This is a genomic window from Micromonospora sp. NPDC049047 (assembly GCF_040649135.1).
Taxonomy (GTDB): Bacteria; Actinomycetota; Actinomycetes; order Mycobacteriales; family Micromonosporaceae; genus Micromonospora.
Genome location: NZ_JBEZEY010000003.1, coordinates 495,720 through 511,882 on the forward strand (window position 1 = coordinate 495,720; position 16,163 = coordinate 511,882).

Sequence of the window (16,163 nt, forward strand, 5' to 3'; positions counted from 1 at the left end):
ACCCGAGCGATACGAGCACCAGCGGGTTCCCAGTCGCGGCACTCCGGCCGTCAGCCGGCGACCACGAGCGCCTGGGGCGCGGCGGCCTTCATCCGGGTACGCAGCCACTTGAGCTGGATCGCTGTCTGCCCTTCGCAGCGCCGCACGACCGCGAGCAGGTCCTCGTCGCGGACGCCGTAGGCGGCCTGGCCGACGACGGTCCAGGTGATGTCGCACTCGGCGGCCATCAGGTAGAGATCCTGGAGGTCCCGCAGGAGGCCGATGCCGCCGGTACGGGTACCGGTGAACAGTTGGGAGTGCAGCCGGTCGGGTTCGTCGGGTGCGTCCTCGGAGTAACGGGCCACGAACGGGTGCAGCTGTTCGGCGTACGTGTCGCAACGCTTCGCCTGCTGCTGGCAGAGGTGCTGGATGTCAGGTTCCTCGGCGTGCGCGTCGGCGACCTGGCGGAACGCGTCAGCGAGGTTGGTCTGCGCGCGGTGCAGCAGTCCGAGATAGTGCGCGAGGTGCACGGCTCATTCCTTCCCGCTTGTGGCTTCGGCTGCCGGCCCGCCAAGGGTGGGCGGTACGTGGGCGTCCGCCGGCGGCGCGCTGCCACCGACAGTGGGTGCTGGCGAGGGTTGGCCCCGCCCGTCGGCGAGTTTCGTCACGGCGACGGCAGCGACCTTGAAGAGGGGCTGTTTGGAGACCGGATCCCAGGCGGTGATGGTCAGCTCGTTTGCCGCCCGGGGGGTGCGGTCGGCGGGATCCTGGTCGAAGTAGCCGTAGTGGAAGGGCAGGAACACCACGCCGGGGCGGATGCCGCAGAGCCGGGCGCGGGCCTGGATGGCGCCGCGCGCCGAGGAGACGCCGACCAGGTCGCCCTCGGCGATGCCGAGCCGATCGCCGTCGGCCGGGTTGAGTTCCACCCACACGTCGGGGGCCGCCTGGTTGAGCTGGGGGGCGCGGCCGGTCTTGGTGCGGGTGTGGAACTGGTAGACGGTGCGGCCGGTGGTGAGCAGCATCGGGTGGTCGTCGTCGGGGACCTCGGGCGAGGGTTGGTAGTCGACGATGTGCAGGAACGCCCGGCCGCGCGGCTCCTTGGCCCGGTATTCGGGCTCGGTGAACTCCGCGCCGGTGGCCAGGTCGTGGCCGTACGTCTCGCAGTAGTCCGGGTCGGTGTTGAAGATCCCGTCGGTGTAGAGGCGCTCGGTGCCGTCCGGGTGCTCCGGTGTGCAGGGCCACTGGATGCCGGAGCCGCCGCGCAGCTTGTCGTAGCTGATGCCGGTGTAGTCGCAGGGCCGGCCCCGCGTGCACTCCTTCCACGCCTCGAACACCTCCTCCGGCCCGGTCCACCGGATCAGCGGGTTGCCGTCGCGGTCGCGGAAGTCCATCCGGCGGGCGTAGTCGAGGAAGATGTCCAGGTCCGGCTTCGCCTCGCCCGGCGGGTCGACGGCCTTGTCGGAGATGTGCACGGTCCGGTCGACGCTTGTGAATGTGCCGGTCTTCTCGCCCCAGGTGGCGGCGGGCAGCACCACGTCCGCCAGTTCGGCGGTCTCGGTGCGGAAGAGATCCTGGACCACCACGAGCAGGTCCGGCTTGGCCAGGATTCGCCGGATCCGGGACAGGTCCGGCAACGAGACGGCCGGGTTGGTCGCGGTGATCCACAGCAGCTTGATCGAGCCCTGCTCCGCGTACCGGAAGATCTGCATGGCGTGCGTCGGTGGCGCCCAGTGCGGGATCGTGTCGACCTCGACGTTCCAGAGCCGGGCCAGTTCCTCGACGTGCGCGGTGTTCTCCCAGTTGCGCAGGCCGGGCAGGTCGCCGTCGGCGCCGGCCTCCCGGTTGTTCTGTGCGGTGGGCTGGCCGTTCATCTGGTAGAGCCCCGCGCCCGGCCGGCCGATCATGCCCCGGATCAGGTGCAGGTTGTTGACCGCGCAGGCGGCGGCCGTCGCCTGGTTCGACTGGTAGAAGCCCTGCAGGACGGTCGACAGCAGCCGCTGTGCCGAGCCGAGCAGTTCGGCGGCGCGCTCCACGTCGGCGGCCGGCACGTCGCAGATGTCGGCGACCCGCCGTGGTGGATAGCCGTCGACGATCCGGCACAGCTCGTCGAAGCCGAGGGTGTGCGCGTCGACGTAGTCGCGGTCGTACCAGCCGCGCCGGATGATCTCGCGGAGCAGGCCGTTCAGCAGCGCCATGTTGGTGCCGTTGCGGACCGCGAGGTGCAGGTCGGCCTCCCGGGCGACCGGGGTGGCGCGCGGGTCCACCGCCAGCATCGCCGGCGGGTTCGGGCCGCGCCGGCGGTCGAGCATCCGCATCCACAGCACCGTCTGGGTCTCGGCGACGTTGTGGCCCCACAACGCGATCGCGTCGCAGTGGTCCACGTCGGTGTACGACCCGGGCTGGCCGTCGGTGCCGAAGCTGGCCTTCAACGCCGCCGCGGCGGTCGCCGTGCACAGCCGGGTGTTGCCGTCCATGTGCGGCGTGCCCAGCCCAGCCTTTCCGATCACGCCGAGCGCGTAGTACTCCTCCAGGAAGAGTTGCCCGGTGGTGTAGAAGCCGAAGTTTCCCCACCCGCCGGGTTTGGCGAGCAGTTCCTCGGAGCGGGTCACGATGCGGCCCATCGCGGTGTCCCAGTCCGTCTCGACGAGGCGGTCGCCGTCCCGGACCAACGGTCGGGTCAGCCGGTCCGCGCTGTGGTTGGCCTGCCAGCCGTACAGGTCCTTGGGGTCGAGCCGGCCCCGGTTGATCCGGTCCACCGCGCGACCGCGTACCCCGACGATCCTGCCGTCGGCGACCGCGATGTCCATGGCGTCGCCGTTCGAGTGCAGCACCGACGCCGACTGGACCCACCGGTCCACGTCCGCCTCGCTGCGGCCACCGTCGAGGAAACGGTCCACCCGCACCGGCCACTCCTGCCCCGGCCCGTACGGGGTGCGCTCACCCCACGGGTCGGCGATCCGGTCCACCATCACGCTCTCCTTCCGCGAAGTGTTCGGGTGCCGCCCACAGTGGCACGGGTCGGCCGGACAGCCGCCCGTATCCCCGGTCCACGATGATGACCAGCACCACCGCGGCGGCCGCGACGAGCAACTGAGTCGGGGTACGCAGCAGACCCAGCTCACGGTCAGTGTCGTCGCGCCGGCCGGCAGATGGGACGCCTTCAGCAACACCAGCACCAGTAGGGTCGCGGCCGCCGCGACGATTCGCAGCCCAGTTACGCCCTCCGGCCGATCACGCCGGGCCCGGAGATTGCTCCCAAATAATGGGCAAACGTCGATGTTAGCGCCAACGCAGCGGCACCTCAAGAGCCGCCGCTGCGGTCGGTGCCGGCGAGCTGGCGGCGATGCCCGCGCAGTGCTTGTGGGGAGCGGCCGAACCCTGGGTCACGGCCCGTCACCGCCAGATGTTCCCAGCACGTTACGTCTTGACGAACGGCATGTTATCGCTCACAGTCGATGGCTAAGGACGACGACATCCATGGCTTACCGGGGAAGCCTGCTTCGTCGACCCTCGAATCGGTCGTGCGCCAGGGCAGTCAGGCGTGTTGTTAGCGCTAACTTTCCCGACGCTTCGCCCGGACACGTGTCGCGGTGCGCCCATCCTCGGGCAGGCCGTTCGGCTTTGGTCATTGAAGGAGGATCATGTCTGCCCTCGATAGGTCTCCATCGATCGCGCCGCCGTCGCCGCGGCGACGTTGGTGGTTGCCCCGCATTCTCGCCGCCGGCGCGGCGGCGGTGCTGGTCGGCGGTGCTGCCGTAGCGGTGGTGTCGTCGCCCGCCGCCGCGGCGACTGTCGACACGAGCGCGTGGTACGTGTTGATCAACCGCAACAGCGGCAAGGCCCTGGACGTGTACAACCTGGCCACGAACGACGGCGCCCGGATCACCCAGTGGGCCCGTAACAACGGCAACCAGCAGCAGTGGCAGTTCGTCGACTCCGGCAGTGGCAACTACCGGGTGAAGTCACGGCTGTCCGGCAAGGTGCTCGACGTCTCCGGCTTCTCGACCGCCAACGGCGGGGCGATCGTGCAGTGGACCGACAACAACAGCACCAACCAGCAGTTCCGGTTGGCCGACTCGGACAGCGGCTACGTCCGGCTGATCAACCGCAACAGCAACAAGGTGATGGAGGTGCAGGGCGCCTCGACCGCCGACGGTGGCAACATCGTCCAGTACGACGACTGGAACGGCACCAACCAGCAGTGGCAGCTCGTCCGCGTCGACGGTGGCAGCAACCCCACCACCCCGCCGCCGACGACTCCGCCGCCCGGCGGCACCTGTGACCTGCCCTCGTCGTACCGGTGGTCGTCGACCGGATCGCTGGCGAACCCGAAGTCCGGGTGGGTGTCACTGAAGGACTTCACCGTGGCGCCGTACAACGGTCAGCAGTTGGTCTACGCGACCACGCACGACTTCGGCAGCAGCTGGGGTTCGATGAACTTCGGTCTGTTCACGAACTACTCGCAGATGGCGTCGGCGAGTCAGAACGGGATGAACTCGGGGACTGTGGCGCCATCGTTGTTCTACTTCGCGCCGAAGAACATCTGGGTGTTGACCTACCAGTGGGGTGGGCCGGCGTTCTCGTACCGGACCTCGACTGATCCGACCAACCCGAACGGTTGGTCGTCTCCGCAGACGCTGTTCAGTGGCAGCATCACGGGTTCGGGGACGGGTCCGATCGATCAGACGGTGATCGGTGACGGGACGAACATGTACCTGTTCTTCGCCGGTGACAACGGCAAGATCTACCGGGCCAGCATGCCGATCGGGAACTTCCCGGGCAGCTTCGGTAGCAGCTACACGACGATCATGAGTGACACGACGAACAACCTGTTCGAGGCGCCGCAGGTGTACAAGCTGCAGGGTCTGAACAAGTACCTGATGATCGTCGAGGCGATCGGTTCGCAGGGTCGGTACTTCCGCTCGTTCACGGCGACCAGCCTGAACGGTTCGTGGACGCCGCAGGCCGCGTCGGAGAGCAACCCGTTCGCGGGTAAGGCCAACAGTGGTGCGACCTGGACCAACGACATCAGCCACGGTGAGTTGCTGCGGACCAGCGCCGACCAGACGATGACTGTCAACGCCTGCAACCTGCAGTTGCTCTACCAGGGTCGCTCGCCCAGCTCCAACGGCGTCGACTACGGCCTCCTGCCGTACCGGCCGGGTCTGCTGACCCTGCAACGCTGAGCCGGATCTGCTGATCCCGCAACGCTGATCCATGGAAGGTGGGCCCGCGACGGAGTCGTCCGTCGCGGGCCCGTCCGTGCGGGACGGACAGTTGGCGGTCGTCGAGGGCCGCTGCCGTCCGGCGCTCCGCGTTCAGCAGTGCGCGACGTAGTTCTCGAGTGGAGTGCCGTCCTCCGCCCAGCGCTGTCGACTGAGCATCCTGCCCTGGTCGTCGAACTCGACCCGGGCGGCGGGGCTGCCGTTGCGGTGCCACTCCTGGTGGACGCCGACAGCCGTGCCGTACCGCACGTTGCCCTCCGACTTACGCTCGCCGGTCGGGTACCACTCGGCGGAGTGGCCGTCCTCAATGCCCCTGAAGTACGTGGTGAGAGCGATGAGCTGACCCTGCGGCGAGCGTTCGACCACCTCGCCGGTGAACAGCTCGCCCTGGTAGGTCACCCGCAGGTCGTCCTCGGTTTCGACGTCGTCGTACTCGAGTCGCACGGTGCTCACTGCGGGAAGCTGTTCGTGTGCGCGGTCGATGAACGAACGCACACTCTCCGCCTCGGCGCGGGTCCTCTCGTGCAGGCCCGGTTCGTTGGCCAGCCGATCGAAGTAGCGGTGCTGATCGGAGCCGCCGAGATCAAGAATCGTCGGCACGGTGATGATCGCCAGACGCCACTGCAGTCGAGGAGTGGCCGCCTTGAGCAGGTCGACCACTCGGGACCGTTCCGAATCGTCAAGGTGCTCGGGCCCGATCTGGCGGAGCCACCGGAGCAGGCCCTCCGTCGCCCCCTGCACGATGAAGAAGGCCCAGGACCGGCCGATGCGGTCGACGACCTCGTCCGGGGGCGTCGGCCAGGCCGCGCCGAAGACGTCCTCCGCGTCCAGGTACGCCTCGGCCCAGTCACGGACCCTCCCGGGCGTCACGTCGGCGAGGGTCGGCATCGACTGCTTGAGCCTCGGGTACAGGACGAACCAGTAGTCGTCGAAGAACGCACTGGGCAGTCCCCAGTCGGTCTCGTCGCCGTAGGTGTCCCTGACGTCCACCAGGTAGGCCAGACACAGCTCCAACGCGCGTACGGCCTCCGCCCGCCGTTGCGGGTCGGGCGGTAGCTCCTGCGTCGCCCTGCCCCGCTCGACGGGATCCGCCAGCTGCCACGGAACTCGCAGCGCGGCGAGCAACTCGGGGGCAACCCACGGACCGGTCACCGGAAAATCAACTCCACAGGGCCTGGGGAAATCACGCGCCACGCGGCGCCCTCCACCGCCTGGTGCCGCGCGGTCAACTGCTGCCCCGACAAGATACGCCGATCGTTCCGGTACGTCGGCCCTACTCGATGGGGGTGCCGCTGACGCAGGTGAGCACCCGGCCCTTACCGCGGACGGCGCTCGATCTGGTGGTCGTGAAGCCGTGTGCTCGGAGCAGCAACTCGGTAGCGGTGAGATTCGCCGTGGCGTGGGCTGCGGTGGGCCGCTCGGCGAAGACGTAGAGCCGCCCGCCGGGTGCGAGCAGGCTCCGCACCCGGTCGATCTGTTGCGTCGCGTCGCCCAACCAGAACAGGCTGACGTTCACCGCGAAGATCTTGGTGAAGCGGTGCCCGGCGAGGTCCGCCGACTCGAAGCCGGCACACCGGATCTCCGCCCTACCGGCGTCGATGTGGCTCGCGTTCCGCTTGATGGCGAGTCGGACCATCGTCGCCGAGCGGTCGAGGGCGATGATCCGGCCGCTGTTCAGTTGGTCGGCGACCAGGGAGACTGCGGCTCCTCGGCCGCAGCCGATCTCCAGCACCTGGTCGTCAGGTGCGACTGCCATCGTCCGCACCGCCCAGCGCTGTCGGTGCGCCGCGGTCCCTCGCACAGGTTCGTCCGGCGCTGGGGCGTCGTCGCCGCGGGTGGCGACCGGATGGTGATGGGGCAGAGCGCGCCGCCCGACGGCACTCGTGGTGTGTGCTCTGCTCACGCATCTGATTCCACCCTGCCGGACGGTTCCGCGCACCGTGTCCTCGGTCACCGGTGGCGAATCACGCGGCTCGGTGCGTGGCCACCGGCGCGACCTCCGGGAGGTCGTTCGCCGACGCCGGGAGAGTGTTTGCTGAGCCGGCACCACGGCTATCCGCGTTATGGAACGATCACCACGGAATATCTTCCGCCAACAGCCCGGTCCTCCCGTTCGGCTGGGCCCTGCTGAACGTTGTGCGGCTACGATCCGAACAAATCCGGGTAATTGTGAGTCTAGTAACTTTGTCGATCGTTCCAGAAAAGGTTAGCGTTCCGCCTCGTGAAGCCCCTACGGCCGGCTGACGAGGTCTGAGACCTCTGGTGCCACTCCGTGGATCTTCAGCCCCGCCGCGCAGCGGCATACCCGAGTGAGGGAGAGACGAGATGTCTGGACGGTTGGATTCGAAGGTGCTGGTCGTGACCGGCGGTACGCAGGGCATGGGTCTGGCGTTCGCGCAGCGGGCGGCCAGGGAGGGGGCGCGAGTCGTCATCGGCGCCCGGGACAAGGCCCGGGGTGAGGAGGCGGCCGTGCAGATCCGCAACGAGGGCGGTGTCGCCCTGTTCGTGCCGACCGACGTGACGGTCGAGGAGGAGACGGCGCGGCTCGTCGAGACCGCGGTGTCGGAGTTCGGGCGGCTGGACGGCGCGTTCAACAACGCCGGCGGCGGCCCGATGGCGAGTGTCCGGGAGGCCGACAGCGACAACTGGCAGCAGTCGCTCGCCCTCAACCTGACGAGCGTCTTCTACGGCCTCAAGTACGAGATTCCGGCGATCATCGCCGCCGGCGGCGGCTCGATCGTCAACAACGCCTCCGTCTCGGGCGTCAAGGGCGACGCGACGCAGGCCGCCTACAACGCGTCGAAGCACGGTGTCATCGGCCTGACCCGCTCGGCGGCACTCGATGTCGCCCGTTCCGGCGTACGGGTCAACGCCCTGGTCACCGGCCTGATCGACACTCCGCTCTGGCAGGGCGTCGTCAGTCAGGCCCCGGAAACGGCGGAGCGCTACCTGTCGAGGCAACCGACCGGCCGGGCCGGCACCGCCGACGAGGTCGCCGCGCTCACCGCGTTCCTGATCAGCGACGAGGCCACCTTCATCAGCGGCGCGTCCATCGCCATCGACGGTGCCTTCACCGCCTGAGGCGCGAGGACGCCCCGAGTGCGGGACGGCGGTCGCCAGCGACCGTCCACCGCGCACTCGGGGCGGGCCCGTCAGGCGATCCGGTAGGCCCGCTGGATCGTCTGGGTGACAGTGTTGCCGACGGTGTCCGCCGCCGTCACCCGCAGCGACACGAAACCGGGCCGGCGGGGGTGCGCGATGAGAGCGACGCCCCGCAGCACCGGCAACGCGACCCACGTTCTGCCGTCGTCGAACGACGCGGAGACGCCGAGCGTCCGGTTGGCCGCCGCCGTCGAGCCCTCCTGCCGGTCCAACGCCACCGGGATGGCCATGACCTTGCCCGTCCGGGCCGTGTTGGTGTCGTCGAGCACCGGCGTCGGTCGGGCCGTCGTCAGCGGCAGCCGCTGCGGTGACGACGTGTGCGCCGAGGTGAAGGTCCACGCCACCGACACCGAGGTCGACAGCGTGTCCGGGGCGGCACGGGTGATTGTCGCCTCCAGCCGGTAGCTGGCCTTGTCGGCGGGCACCGCGAACTCCGTCCACGGGCTGTCCGAGCTGCCGATCTCCGTGCCGTTGCGCGACAGCCGGAACCGCACCGGCCGGTCGTCGCGGCTCGCGGGGCGACCGGCCGCGTCACCGAACAACGGCAGCGACGCGATCGAGATGGTGTCGCCGTCGCGGCCCGCGTACCCCAGGGCCGCCAGGCTCGGGGCCTGGGCCACAGTGGGGCCGAAGGGTGCCGCGTTCCAGGTCTGGGTGTACGTCCGGCCCGGCTGGAACGTGGAGTCCTGCGTGCTGGAGTTGTCGCCCTCGACGAACGTGGACGTCCAGGTGATGCCGCCGTCGGTGTTGTAGTACTCGGTGCCGTGGAACGGCAGGTCGAGCGGCGTGTTCGAACCGATCGGGCCGGACCCTCCGGGTGCCGACGCGCGGTGGAACCGCACGGCGGTCGCCGCCGTGGACTGGCTCCGGTAGGTAGTCCTGACTGTGGCGAGGTTCTTCGCCGACAGCTTCTGGGCGAGGCCGGTGAACATGTCGCCGGGGCGGACGTACGCCAGGTCGTACGTGTAGGGGCTGTTCCGGAAGGTCCCGTCCGCGCCGGGGCGGGCGAGCCCGACACCCAGCGTCGCGGTGAACTCCGGCGCGGCGACGGCGGGCCCGATCCGGCCGAAGAAGACGTCAGTGAACGACACCCCACTGAGCTGGACACCCGGGTAGCGGAAGCCGTCGTCCCAGTTCGCGCTCACGTTGATCGCGATGGGTGCGGCGTCCCGTTGCGGCACCGTCAGCGCGACCGGCTTGGCGGTGCGGGCGTCGACGGCCTCGGTGACCGGACCGCGTACGTCCAGCACGGGCTGGACGAGCAGCGTCGACGCCGCATCCTCGTGGATGGTGCTGTAGAGCGCGTACCGGCCCTTGGGCAGCCGCAGGATGCCGCCGCCCGGTGCCCCGTCGAGGGTGCTGAACTCGCCGGTGGCCAGGCTCGCCGCCACTGTCGTGTACCCGGTGGCCGGTCGACCGTCGCGTCCGGTGTGGATGAGCCGTACGTCGTAGCTCTCGACCTCGCGGTTGAGCGCGAACGGCGTGCGTACCCGCAGGTCCCCGGCCGCGGTGGCGGTCAGCGCGCCCTGGTAGAGGCCGTCCGCGGCGTCCACCCGGGTGTCCACGGTGATCGTCGCCTCGGCGCGACCGCCGGCCGGCACCACGAGTGTTGTCGGGCTGACGGTGAGCATGCCGGCTGGAGCCGGGGCGATGCCCAGCGTCAGGGTGACCGGCGCGGTACCCGTGTTGCGGTAGCCGACGACCTGGGTGATCGGGGTGTCGTCGGCGTGCGGCCAGCGCTGGACCGGGAAGTCGATGGCGGCGACGTCGGCGGCGACCGGCTGGGCGACGGCGCGGGCGATGTCGACCCGGCCGGCGCCCTGCTCGTAGAGAGTGTCCTCGCCGGTCGGCTTGGCGGAGTCCATCAGGGCGGCCTTGAGCTGCGGGCCGGTCCAGTCCGGGTGCTGCCCGGCGAGGATCGCGGCGGTGCCGGCCACGTGCGGAGTCGCCATCGACGTGCCCGACATCGTGGCGTAGTCACCGCCGGTGGCGGCGGCCACGATGTCGACGCCGGGCGCGCTGATCTCCGGCTTGATGTGGTTGTCGCCGATGCGCGGCCCCCGGCTGGAGAAGTAGGCCCGCTGGTCGTCGGCGTCGACGGCGGCGACGGCGAGGGCGTCGTCGGCCGAGGCCGGGGAGGAGACCGACTTCGGTTTGCCCTCGTTGCCGGCCGCGACCACGAAGAGCGTGCCGTACCGATCGCTGAGCTCCTGAACCGCGGTCTCCAGCGGATCGAGACCGGGAGCGTCGTCGCCACCCACACTCAGGTTGACCACCCGCGCCTGCGGCGCGAGCCACTGCATGCCGGTGATGATGTCCGAGTCCTGGCATTCGGTGGTGGCGCAGACCTTGCCGACGAGCAGCTTGGCCCCCGGTGCCACGCCGCGGTACCTGCCGCCGGAAGCAGCGCCACTGCCCACGATCGTCGATGCCACGTGGGTGCCGTGGCCGACCGCGTCGCCGGGGTCGTTGCCCCCGGTGAAGTCCCGGACCTCGGTGAGGTGCCCCGCGAAGTCGGGGTGGCTGGCGTCGATCCCGGTGTCGAGCACGCCGACTGTGACTCCGGTGCCGTCGAAGCCGGCCTGCCAGGCCGTCGGGGCGCCGATCTGCGGCACGCTGCGGTCGAGGGAGACAGTGCGCTTGCCGTCCAGCCAGATGTGGGTGACCCCGGCCGCGAGGGTGCGCGCGGAGGCCGTCCCACGGGTGAGGGACCCCCAGAGCGTGATCCGGTCGTCCCGTTTCGCCCGCACCGCCAACGCGTGGGTGGCGGGCAGGTCGGCCCGTACCCGTGCGGCACCCCCGACGGTCGCGGCCCGCGCCTGCGCCGCCGCGTTCTCCGGGTACGCGACAAGCAGCGGCAGCTCGGCGGCCCGGTCGTCGTAGCCGAACCCGCCGAGCACTGTGAGGTCGAACAACCGACGGTCGAGGCGGCCGTCGCGCAGCAGCGGCATCGCGTCCACCGGGATGACGAACTGGTGGCCGCCCTCGCGGCTGGTCACGAACCGCATGCCGGCCCGTCCCGGCCCGCGCTTGATCGTCGGGTGGCCGTCCGCGTCCAGCGCGACCTCGTCGCCGGTGATCAGCGTGAAGGTGCCGGGTCTGCCGTCGACAGTGGCCCCCGGCTTCACCCGCGCGCTCGCCGGGGTGGCGGTCAGGCCCGCCGCCACCAGCGCCGTCGCGAGTACGCCGGCTGTCAGCGCGCGTCGTTGCCGTCGTCGCACATCGTCCTCTCCGCCACGGGCGTCTCCCGGGACGGCACGATGACGCCTGGCCTGGGCGTTAGGTTGATCACTGCGCTGTGACGGTCGTCACAAAGCTGCCCCGCGCCGGGGTGTCCGATTCCCCCGGACGGGTTGCATGCGGCGGTGACCAGCGGACGCGGCAGGAGAGGGCACCGGTCGGATGCGTGATGCCGAGGAGTTCGACGCCTTCTACGCGGCCTGCGCGGGTCGGGTCGTGGGTCACGTGTACGCGCTGACCGGTAACCGTGCCGAGGCGGAGGACGCCGTCGCCGAGGCGTTCATGCGGGCCTGGCAGCGCTGGCGGACGGTACGGGAGGCGGACAGCCCGGAAGCGTGGGTCCGCCGCGTCGCGTCCAGGATCGCGGTCAGCAGTTGGCGCAAGACGTTCAACCGGGTACGCGCGCATCGCCGGGCCGCTGTCGACCAGGGCGTTCCCGGACTGAACGAGGACCACGTCGCCCTGCTGCAGGCGTTGCAGCGGCTGAGCGCCAACGAACGCCGGGCCGTGGTCCTGCACCACCTGAACGATCTCAGCGTCGCCGAGGTGGCAGCCGAGATGCAGGCCCCCGTCGGGACCGTGAAGACGTACCTCGCCCGAGGTCGGAGAGCGATGGCCGGGTGGCTTACCGATGCGCACCAGGAGGAGACGTCCCATGGCTGATCCACGCGACGAGCTCACCGCGATCGTCGACGAGGTCCGGCGCGTCATCACGCTTCCCCCCGCGCAGACGTTGCGGCAGCGCAGCGACAGGCGTCGGCGGCATCGGGTGACGGTCGTCGCCGCCGGGCTGGCCCTGCTCGCCGGCACGGCGGGTGTCGCCGTCCTGACGGCGGGTGTCGCCGTCCTGACGGCGGGTGTCGCCGTCCTGACGGCGCCGGGCGAGACGCCGGACCTGGGTGTCGGCCCGGCGAGTCCCGTCCCGTCGTCGATAGTTCCGTCCGAGACCGCGGCGGCTGGACCGCAGGACATCCTCGCTGGCCGCCGTCAGGTCCGGATCGTGCTGCCCGGCATGCGCGGGGCCGCGTTGGCGATCGACGACGGCGGCGATCAGGTGCGGGCCAGCACCGACCCGGGCAGCGACGAGCGGGCGCTGTGGATGCTGCGCCCCGACGGGGACAGGTTCCGGATAGTCCTGGCCGCCCCGCCCGGCGCCGACCAGGTCTGCATGACAGTCGTGCACGACACCGCGCCGGGCAGCGTACGCGGGCGCTCGTGCGATGCGGCCGCCTCGACGCAGCGCTTCCGGATCGAGCAGGTCGCCGACGGCAGCTACTCGATCTTTCAGGGGAAGCGCTACGTCCAGGTGGTCGACGGCACCAACGCCCTGGTGCCCGACCTGCCCGAGGGCCTCACCACCACGTACGAGTTCGAGGACCGTGGGCCTGCCCCACGCTGAACCGCGTCCCCCGTGGTTCGCTGATCAGCCGGTCGGCTGGCTGGACGGCGCGGATTCGACAACGGCTGGGCTCGGGCGGACGATCGGCGGGCGCGGCGGGGGACGCTGCTCACGGTCCGGTTGGACGATCGGCGGGCGCGGCGGGGGTCGCTCCGCAGTGCCCCGGACCACCGCCGTCGTCGCGGCCGATACGGCGGAGGCTTCGGCGTAGCCGTCCCGGCTGGCCGTCACCGTCACGGTGAGCCGCTTCCAGAGCAGCGCCTGGGAGATCTGCAACGTCGCACCTGTCGCACCCTCGATCGGGACGCCGTCGGCCGACCACTTGTACTGGTAGGTCGTCGTCGAGGGTGTCCACGTGCCCGGGGTCGCCGTGACGGTGCTGCCGATCTCCGCCGCTCCGGTGATCGCCGGCGGGTTGACCGCGCGGATCGCCAGGGGCGGATTGATGGTGAAGGCGTCGTCCAGAACCACAGCCTTGCCGGAGTCGTACGCGTACAGCGTCAGGCTGGCCGGGCCGGCCGGCGCGGAGCTGAGGTCCACCTCGACGGTCATGGACGTGCCGTCCGACGAGACCGTCTTCACCGTGGCGGTGATCGGCTCCCCGGCGGCGGGGGTCACCTGGACCCGGTCCTTCGGGTTCAGCCCGTTGCCACTGATGGTGATCGTCCGAACGGCACCCGGCGCCACGACGGCCGGCGCCACCGAGGAGACCGTCGCCGACTCGACCTGGAAGTTGTACTGCGTGAGTCCGGAGCGGGTGCCGCTGGCCGTGACGCTGCGAACGGTCAGGTAATACCAACCGACGTCCGGCGGTGTCCAGGCCAGGGTGGCGGTGCCGTCGGCCCGGGCGGCGAGCGTGGTGTACGGCGCGTAGTTGACCGAATACTCGTAGGCGGTAGTGCTTGGCAGGCGCGGCGTGAAGCTGAACGTGCCCGGAGCCAGTCGGCCGTTGCCGTTGGTCGGGAAGTCCGTCGAGGTGACCCGAGGTCCGTCAAGCACCGACCAGTACGTGCCGCCCTCGTCGCTCTGCACCCCGTCGGCGTTACGGGCGACGACGCTGACGTAGGTGTAGCCAGCCTTTGTCGGCGTGTAGGTGAAGGTGGCGCTGCCGTCGGCGGCCGGCCGGACGACCTGCTTCGTTGCATCGTCGCCGTTCAACGTCGTCACGTACTCGGTGACGTTCGCCATCCGGGTGCGGGCGGTGAAGGTGACCGGCTTGCCCAGGTCGGTGTCGCCGGGGCGGTTCATCGTCGGCGCCGCCCCGTCGACAGATATGTAGTTCCAGCGCGGCACCGACAGGGTGCCGTCGGCGCTTCGGCTCTGGATGCGCAGACCGTTGACGTCCGTCTGCTTGGCGACCCAGGTGAGGTCGGCGGTGCCGTCCGCCCGCGCCGGAATGGTGATCTTCTCGATCGGCGGTGGGAACAGCCCGGAATGCTCGACCCAGTAGACGTAGGCCTGCACCTGCGGCGACCGGGGGGTGAGGTGGAAGTTGAGCGACGAGCCGATCGTGACACCGCGGTCGACGTCACCGGTGAGCCTCGGGCCGTCGTCCACTGTGAACTGGTAGGCGCGGGCGGCGTGCGCCGTGCCGTCCCGGGTGACGCTGTGGACGTAGAGGGTCTGCTGGCCGGCGCGGGTCGGCGCGATCATTGCCGTCGCCGTCCCGTCGGCGGCCACCGGCACCGTCCCCGACGGGCCACCCCCGTCGATCCGCCAGGCCAACGACGCCGTGTTGGCGACGCTGGAGCGCAACTCGAACGCGCCGGGCACGCCGATGTTGTAGTCCAGGTTCGGCGTTCCCTCCGGGTACGCGGAAGAGAAGATCGACGGACGGGTCTCCTTGACGTAGTACACGTAGTGTGCGGGCTCGGAGTAGTTGCCGGCCCGGTCGATCGCATAGACCGCGACGGAGTGGTATCCCGCCGCGCGAGGCGTCGACTCGACAGTCGCCGGGCCGCCGAGTCCGTCAGCGTCCACAAAGGCCGGAGGAATCGGCTCGCTCAGTTCGCTCTCGTAGAACTCGTACCGGTAGCGGACGGTGTCGGCGCTGGCCGAGGTCAGCGTGAACGTGCCGGGGACACCGATCGCGCCGCTGGCGTTGTCCCAGTCACCGGACGGGTACTGGGCGGAGGCGACGGTCGGCGCCGGGCCGCCGGTGCGGTCGACAGTGAAGTAGCACGTGCCGCTCCACGACGTCGCCGTGGCACCGTCGAGGACGCGCACCCGCCAGGCGTACGTGACGCCGTCGAGCTGCCGCGAATCGTCCTCAAGTTGGATGTAGACCTCGTCGTTGCTCGGGGCCATGCCGGTGAGCCACTGTTGCGGCTGCTCCGGGTGGGTGACGTCCCAGACCTGGAAGTCGGCCTGCAACTCGGTGCCCTCGTCCGCGCCGGAGAGGGTGCCCTTCAGCACCACGGCGCCGGCCATGTTGAGCCGGTCCGGGCTCAGGTACGGCCCCGGCGCCGTGGTGGCGCAGGGCTGGTCGGCGGTCTTGAGATCGGTCGGCGCCGACAGTGCCGCGGCGGCCGGAGTGGCAGTGAGGCCCAGCACTGCCGTGCAGGTGAGCGCCGATGCCGCGATCCCCGCCGTCAGCCGGCGACGAGCACGCGAAGGTGTACGCACGTTGTCTCCCCATGATGAAACGAGGGCCAGAGGCCACCCGCGCAGAGAGGATCGCACGCGGGTGCCGCCGGCGTGGTCCCAGTTTGGTGTCAGCGGTCAACTGATCAGCCGGCTGTCGGAGGGACGATCGGCCGGCGCGGCGACGGTCGCTCGTCGCTGTCGGGGCGGACGATGGGCGGGCGCGGCGGGGGTCGCTCCTCGCTGCCCCGGACGACCGCGGTCGTCGCGGCTGATGCGGCGGACGCTTCGGCGTAGCCGTCCCGGCTGGCCGTCCGCGCGGTCCTCGAAAGGTTTCCGATATTCGGGGCGCTGCCGCTGCTGCACAGCTGGTGCGCGTCCGAACCCCCGCCGCCCACTGTCGCGCGGAGTCGCGCCATGCTGGTTGGCTGTCGACCCCCCCCCATGAGCTGCCGAAAGTTTCGGAAAGTCATTGACTGGTGGCGATGGCCTTGCGCAGACTTGGCGTGGCTGGCATTCGTGATCATCGATCACGTTTCGTTCCTTCCCACCACCACCCTCGGAAGGAGAGCCCT

At 70.2% G+C, this 16,163-nt stretch carries 10 protein-coding genes; 4 read left to right on the top strand and 6 right to left on the bottom strand.

What is annotated here, in order from left to right; translation table 11 throughout:
* Positions 1–50: 50 nt before the first annotated feature.
* Entirely contained in the window at positions 51–509 is a 459-nt protein-coding gene (locus AB0B86_RS08005) for a hypothetical protein (RefSeq protein WP_357410020.1), read from the bottom strand.
* Between the two features lie 3 nt (positions 510–512).
* On the bottom strand, positions 513–2,948 hold the full coding sequence (locus AB0B86_RS08010; protein WP_357410018.1) for a molybdopterin-dependent oxidoreductase: 2,436 nt from the start codon (positions 2,946–2,948) through the stop codon (positions 513–515).
* A gap of 672 nt (positions 2,949–3,620) precedes the next feature.
* Here AB0B86_RS08010 and AB0B86_RS08015 point away from each other — a divergent pair.
* Complete coding sequence (locus tag AB0B86_RS08015) at positions 3,621–5,165, top strand: non-reducing end alpha-L-arabinofuranosidase family hydrolase (protein WP_357410016.1); 1,545 nt, start codon at positions 3,621–3,623, stop codon at positions 5,163–5,165.
* A 132-nt stretch (positions 5,166–5,297) separates the two neighbouring features.
* Here AB0B86_RS08015 and AB0B86_RS08020 read toward each other — a convergent pair whose 3' ends face one another.
* Complete coding sequence (locus AB0B86_RS08020; RefSeq protein WP_357410014.1) at positions 5,298–6,356, bottom strand: hypothetical protein; 1,059 nt, start codon at positions 6,354–6,356, stop codon at positions 5,298–5,300.
* A 121-nt stretch (positions 6,357–6,477) separates the two neighbouring features.
* Positions 6,478–6,960, bottom strand: a complete 483-nt coding sequence (locus tag AB0B86_RS08025; protein ID WP_357410012.1) for a class I SAM-dependent methyltransferase — start codon at positions 6,958–6,960, stop codon at positions 6,478–6,480.
* Positions 6,961–7,529: 569 nt separating this feature from the next.
* Between AB0B86_RS08025 and AB0B86_RS08030 the strand changes: the two genes are divergently transcribed.
* Positions 7,530–8,285 (top strand): SDR family NAD(P)-dependent oxidoreductase, encoded by a 756-nt coding sequence (locus AB0B86_RS08030; protein ID WP_357410010.1) that lies wholly within the window; start codon positions 7,530–7,532, stop codon positions 8,283–8,285.
* Between the two features lie 71 nt (positions 8,286–8,356).
* On the opposite strand, the gene AB0B86_RS08035 is transcribed toward AB0B86_RS08030, so the two are convergent.
* Positions 8,357–11,587 carry a S8 family serine peptidase gene (locus AB0B86_RS08035; protein WP_357410008.1) on the bottom strand — a complete coding sequence of 1,077 codons (3,231 nt, stop codon included), beginning with the start codon at positions 11,585–11,587 and terminating at the stop codon, positions 8,357–8,359.
* A 181-nt stretch (positions 11,588–11,768) separates the two neighbouring features.
* On the opposite strand from AB0B86_RS08035, the gene AB0B86_RS08040 reads away from it, so the two are divergent.
* Positions 11,769–12,269, top strand: a complete 501-nt coding sequence (locus tag AB0B86_RS08040) for a sigma-70 family RNA polymerase sigma factor (RefSeq protein WP_357410006.1) — start codon at positions 11,769–11,771, stop codon at positions 12,267–12,269.
* Entirely contained in the window at positions 12,262–13,005 is a 744-nt protein-coding gene (locus AB0B86_RS08045; protein WP_357416688.1) for a hypothetical protein, read from the top strand. Before AB0B86_RS08040 ends, AB0B86_RS08045 begins: the two co-directional genes overlap by 8 nt.
* A gap of 24 nt (positions 13,006–13,029) precedes the next feature.
* On the opposite strand, the gene AB0B86_RS08050 is transcribed toward AB0B86_RS08045, so the two are convergent.
* Complete coding sequence (locus AB0B86_RS08050; RefSeq protein ID WP_357416691.1) at positions 13,030–15,630, bottom strand: hypothetical protein; 2,601 nt, start codon at positions 15,628–15,630, stop codon at positions 13,030–13,032.
* Between the last annotated feature and the right edge of the window lie 533 nt (positions 15,631–16,163).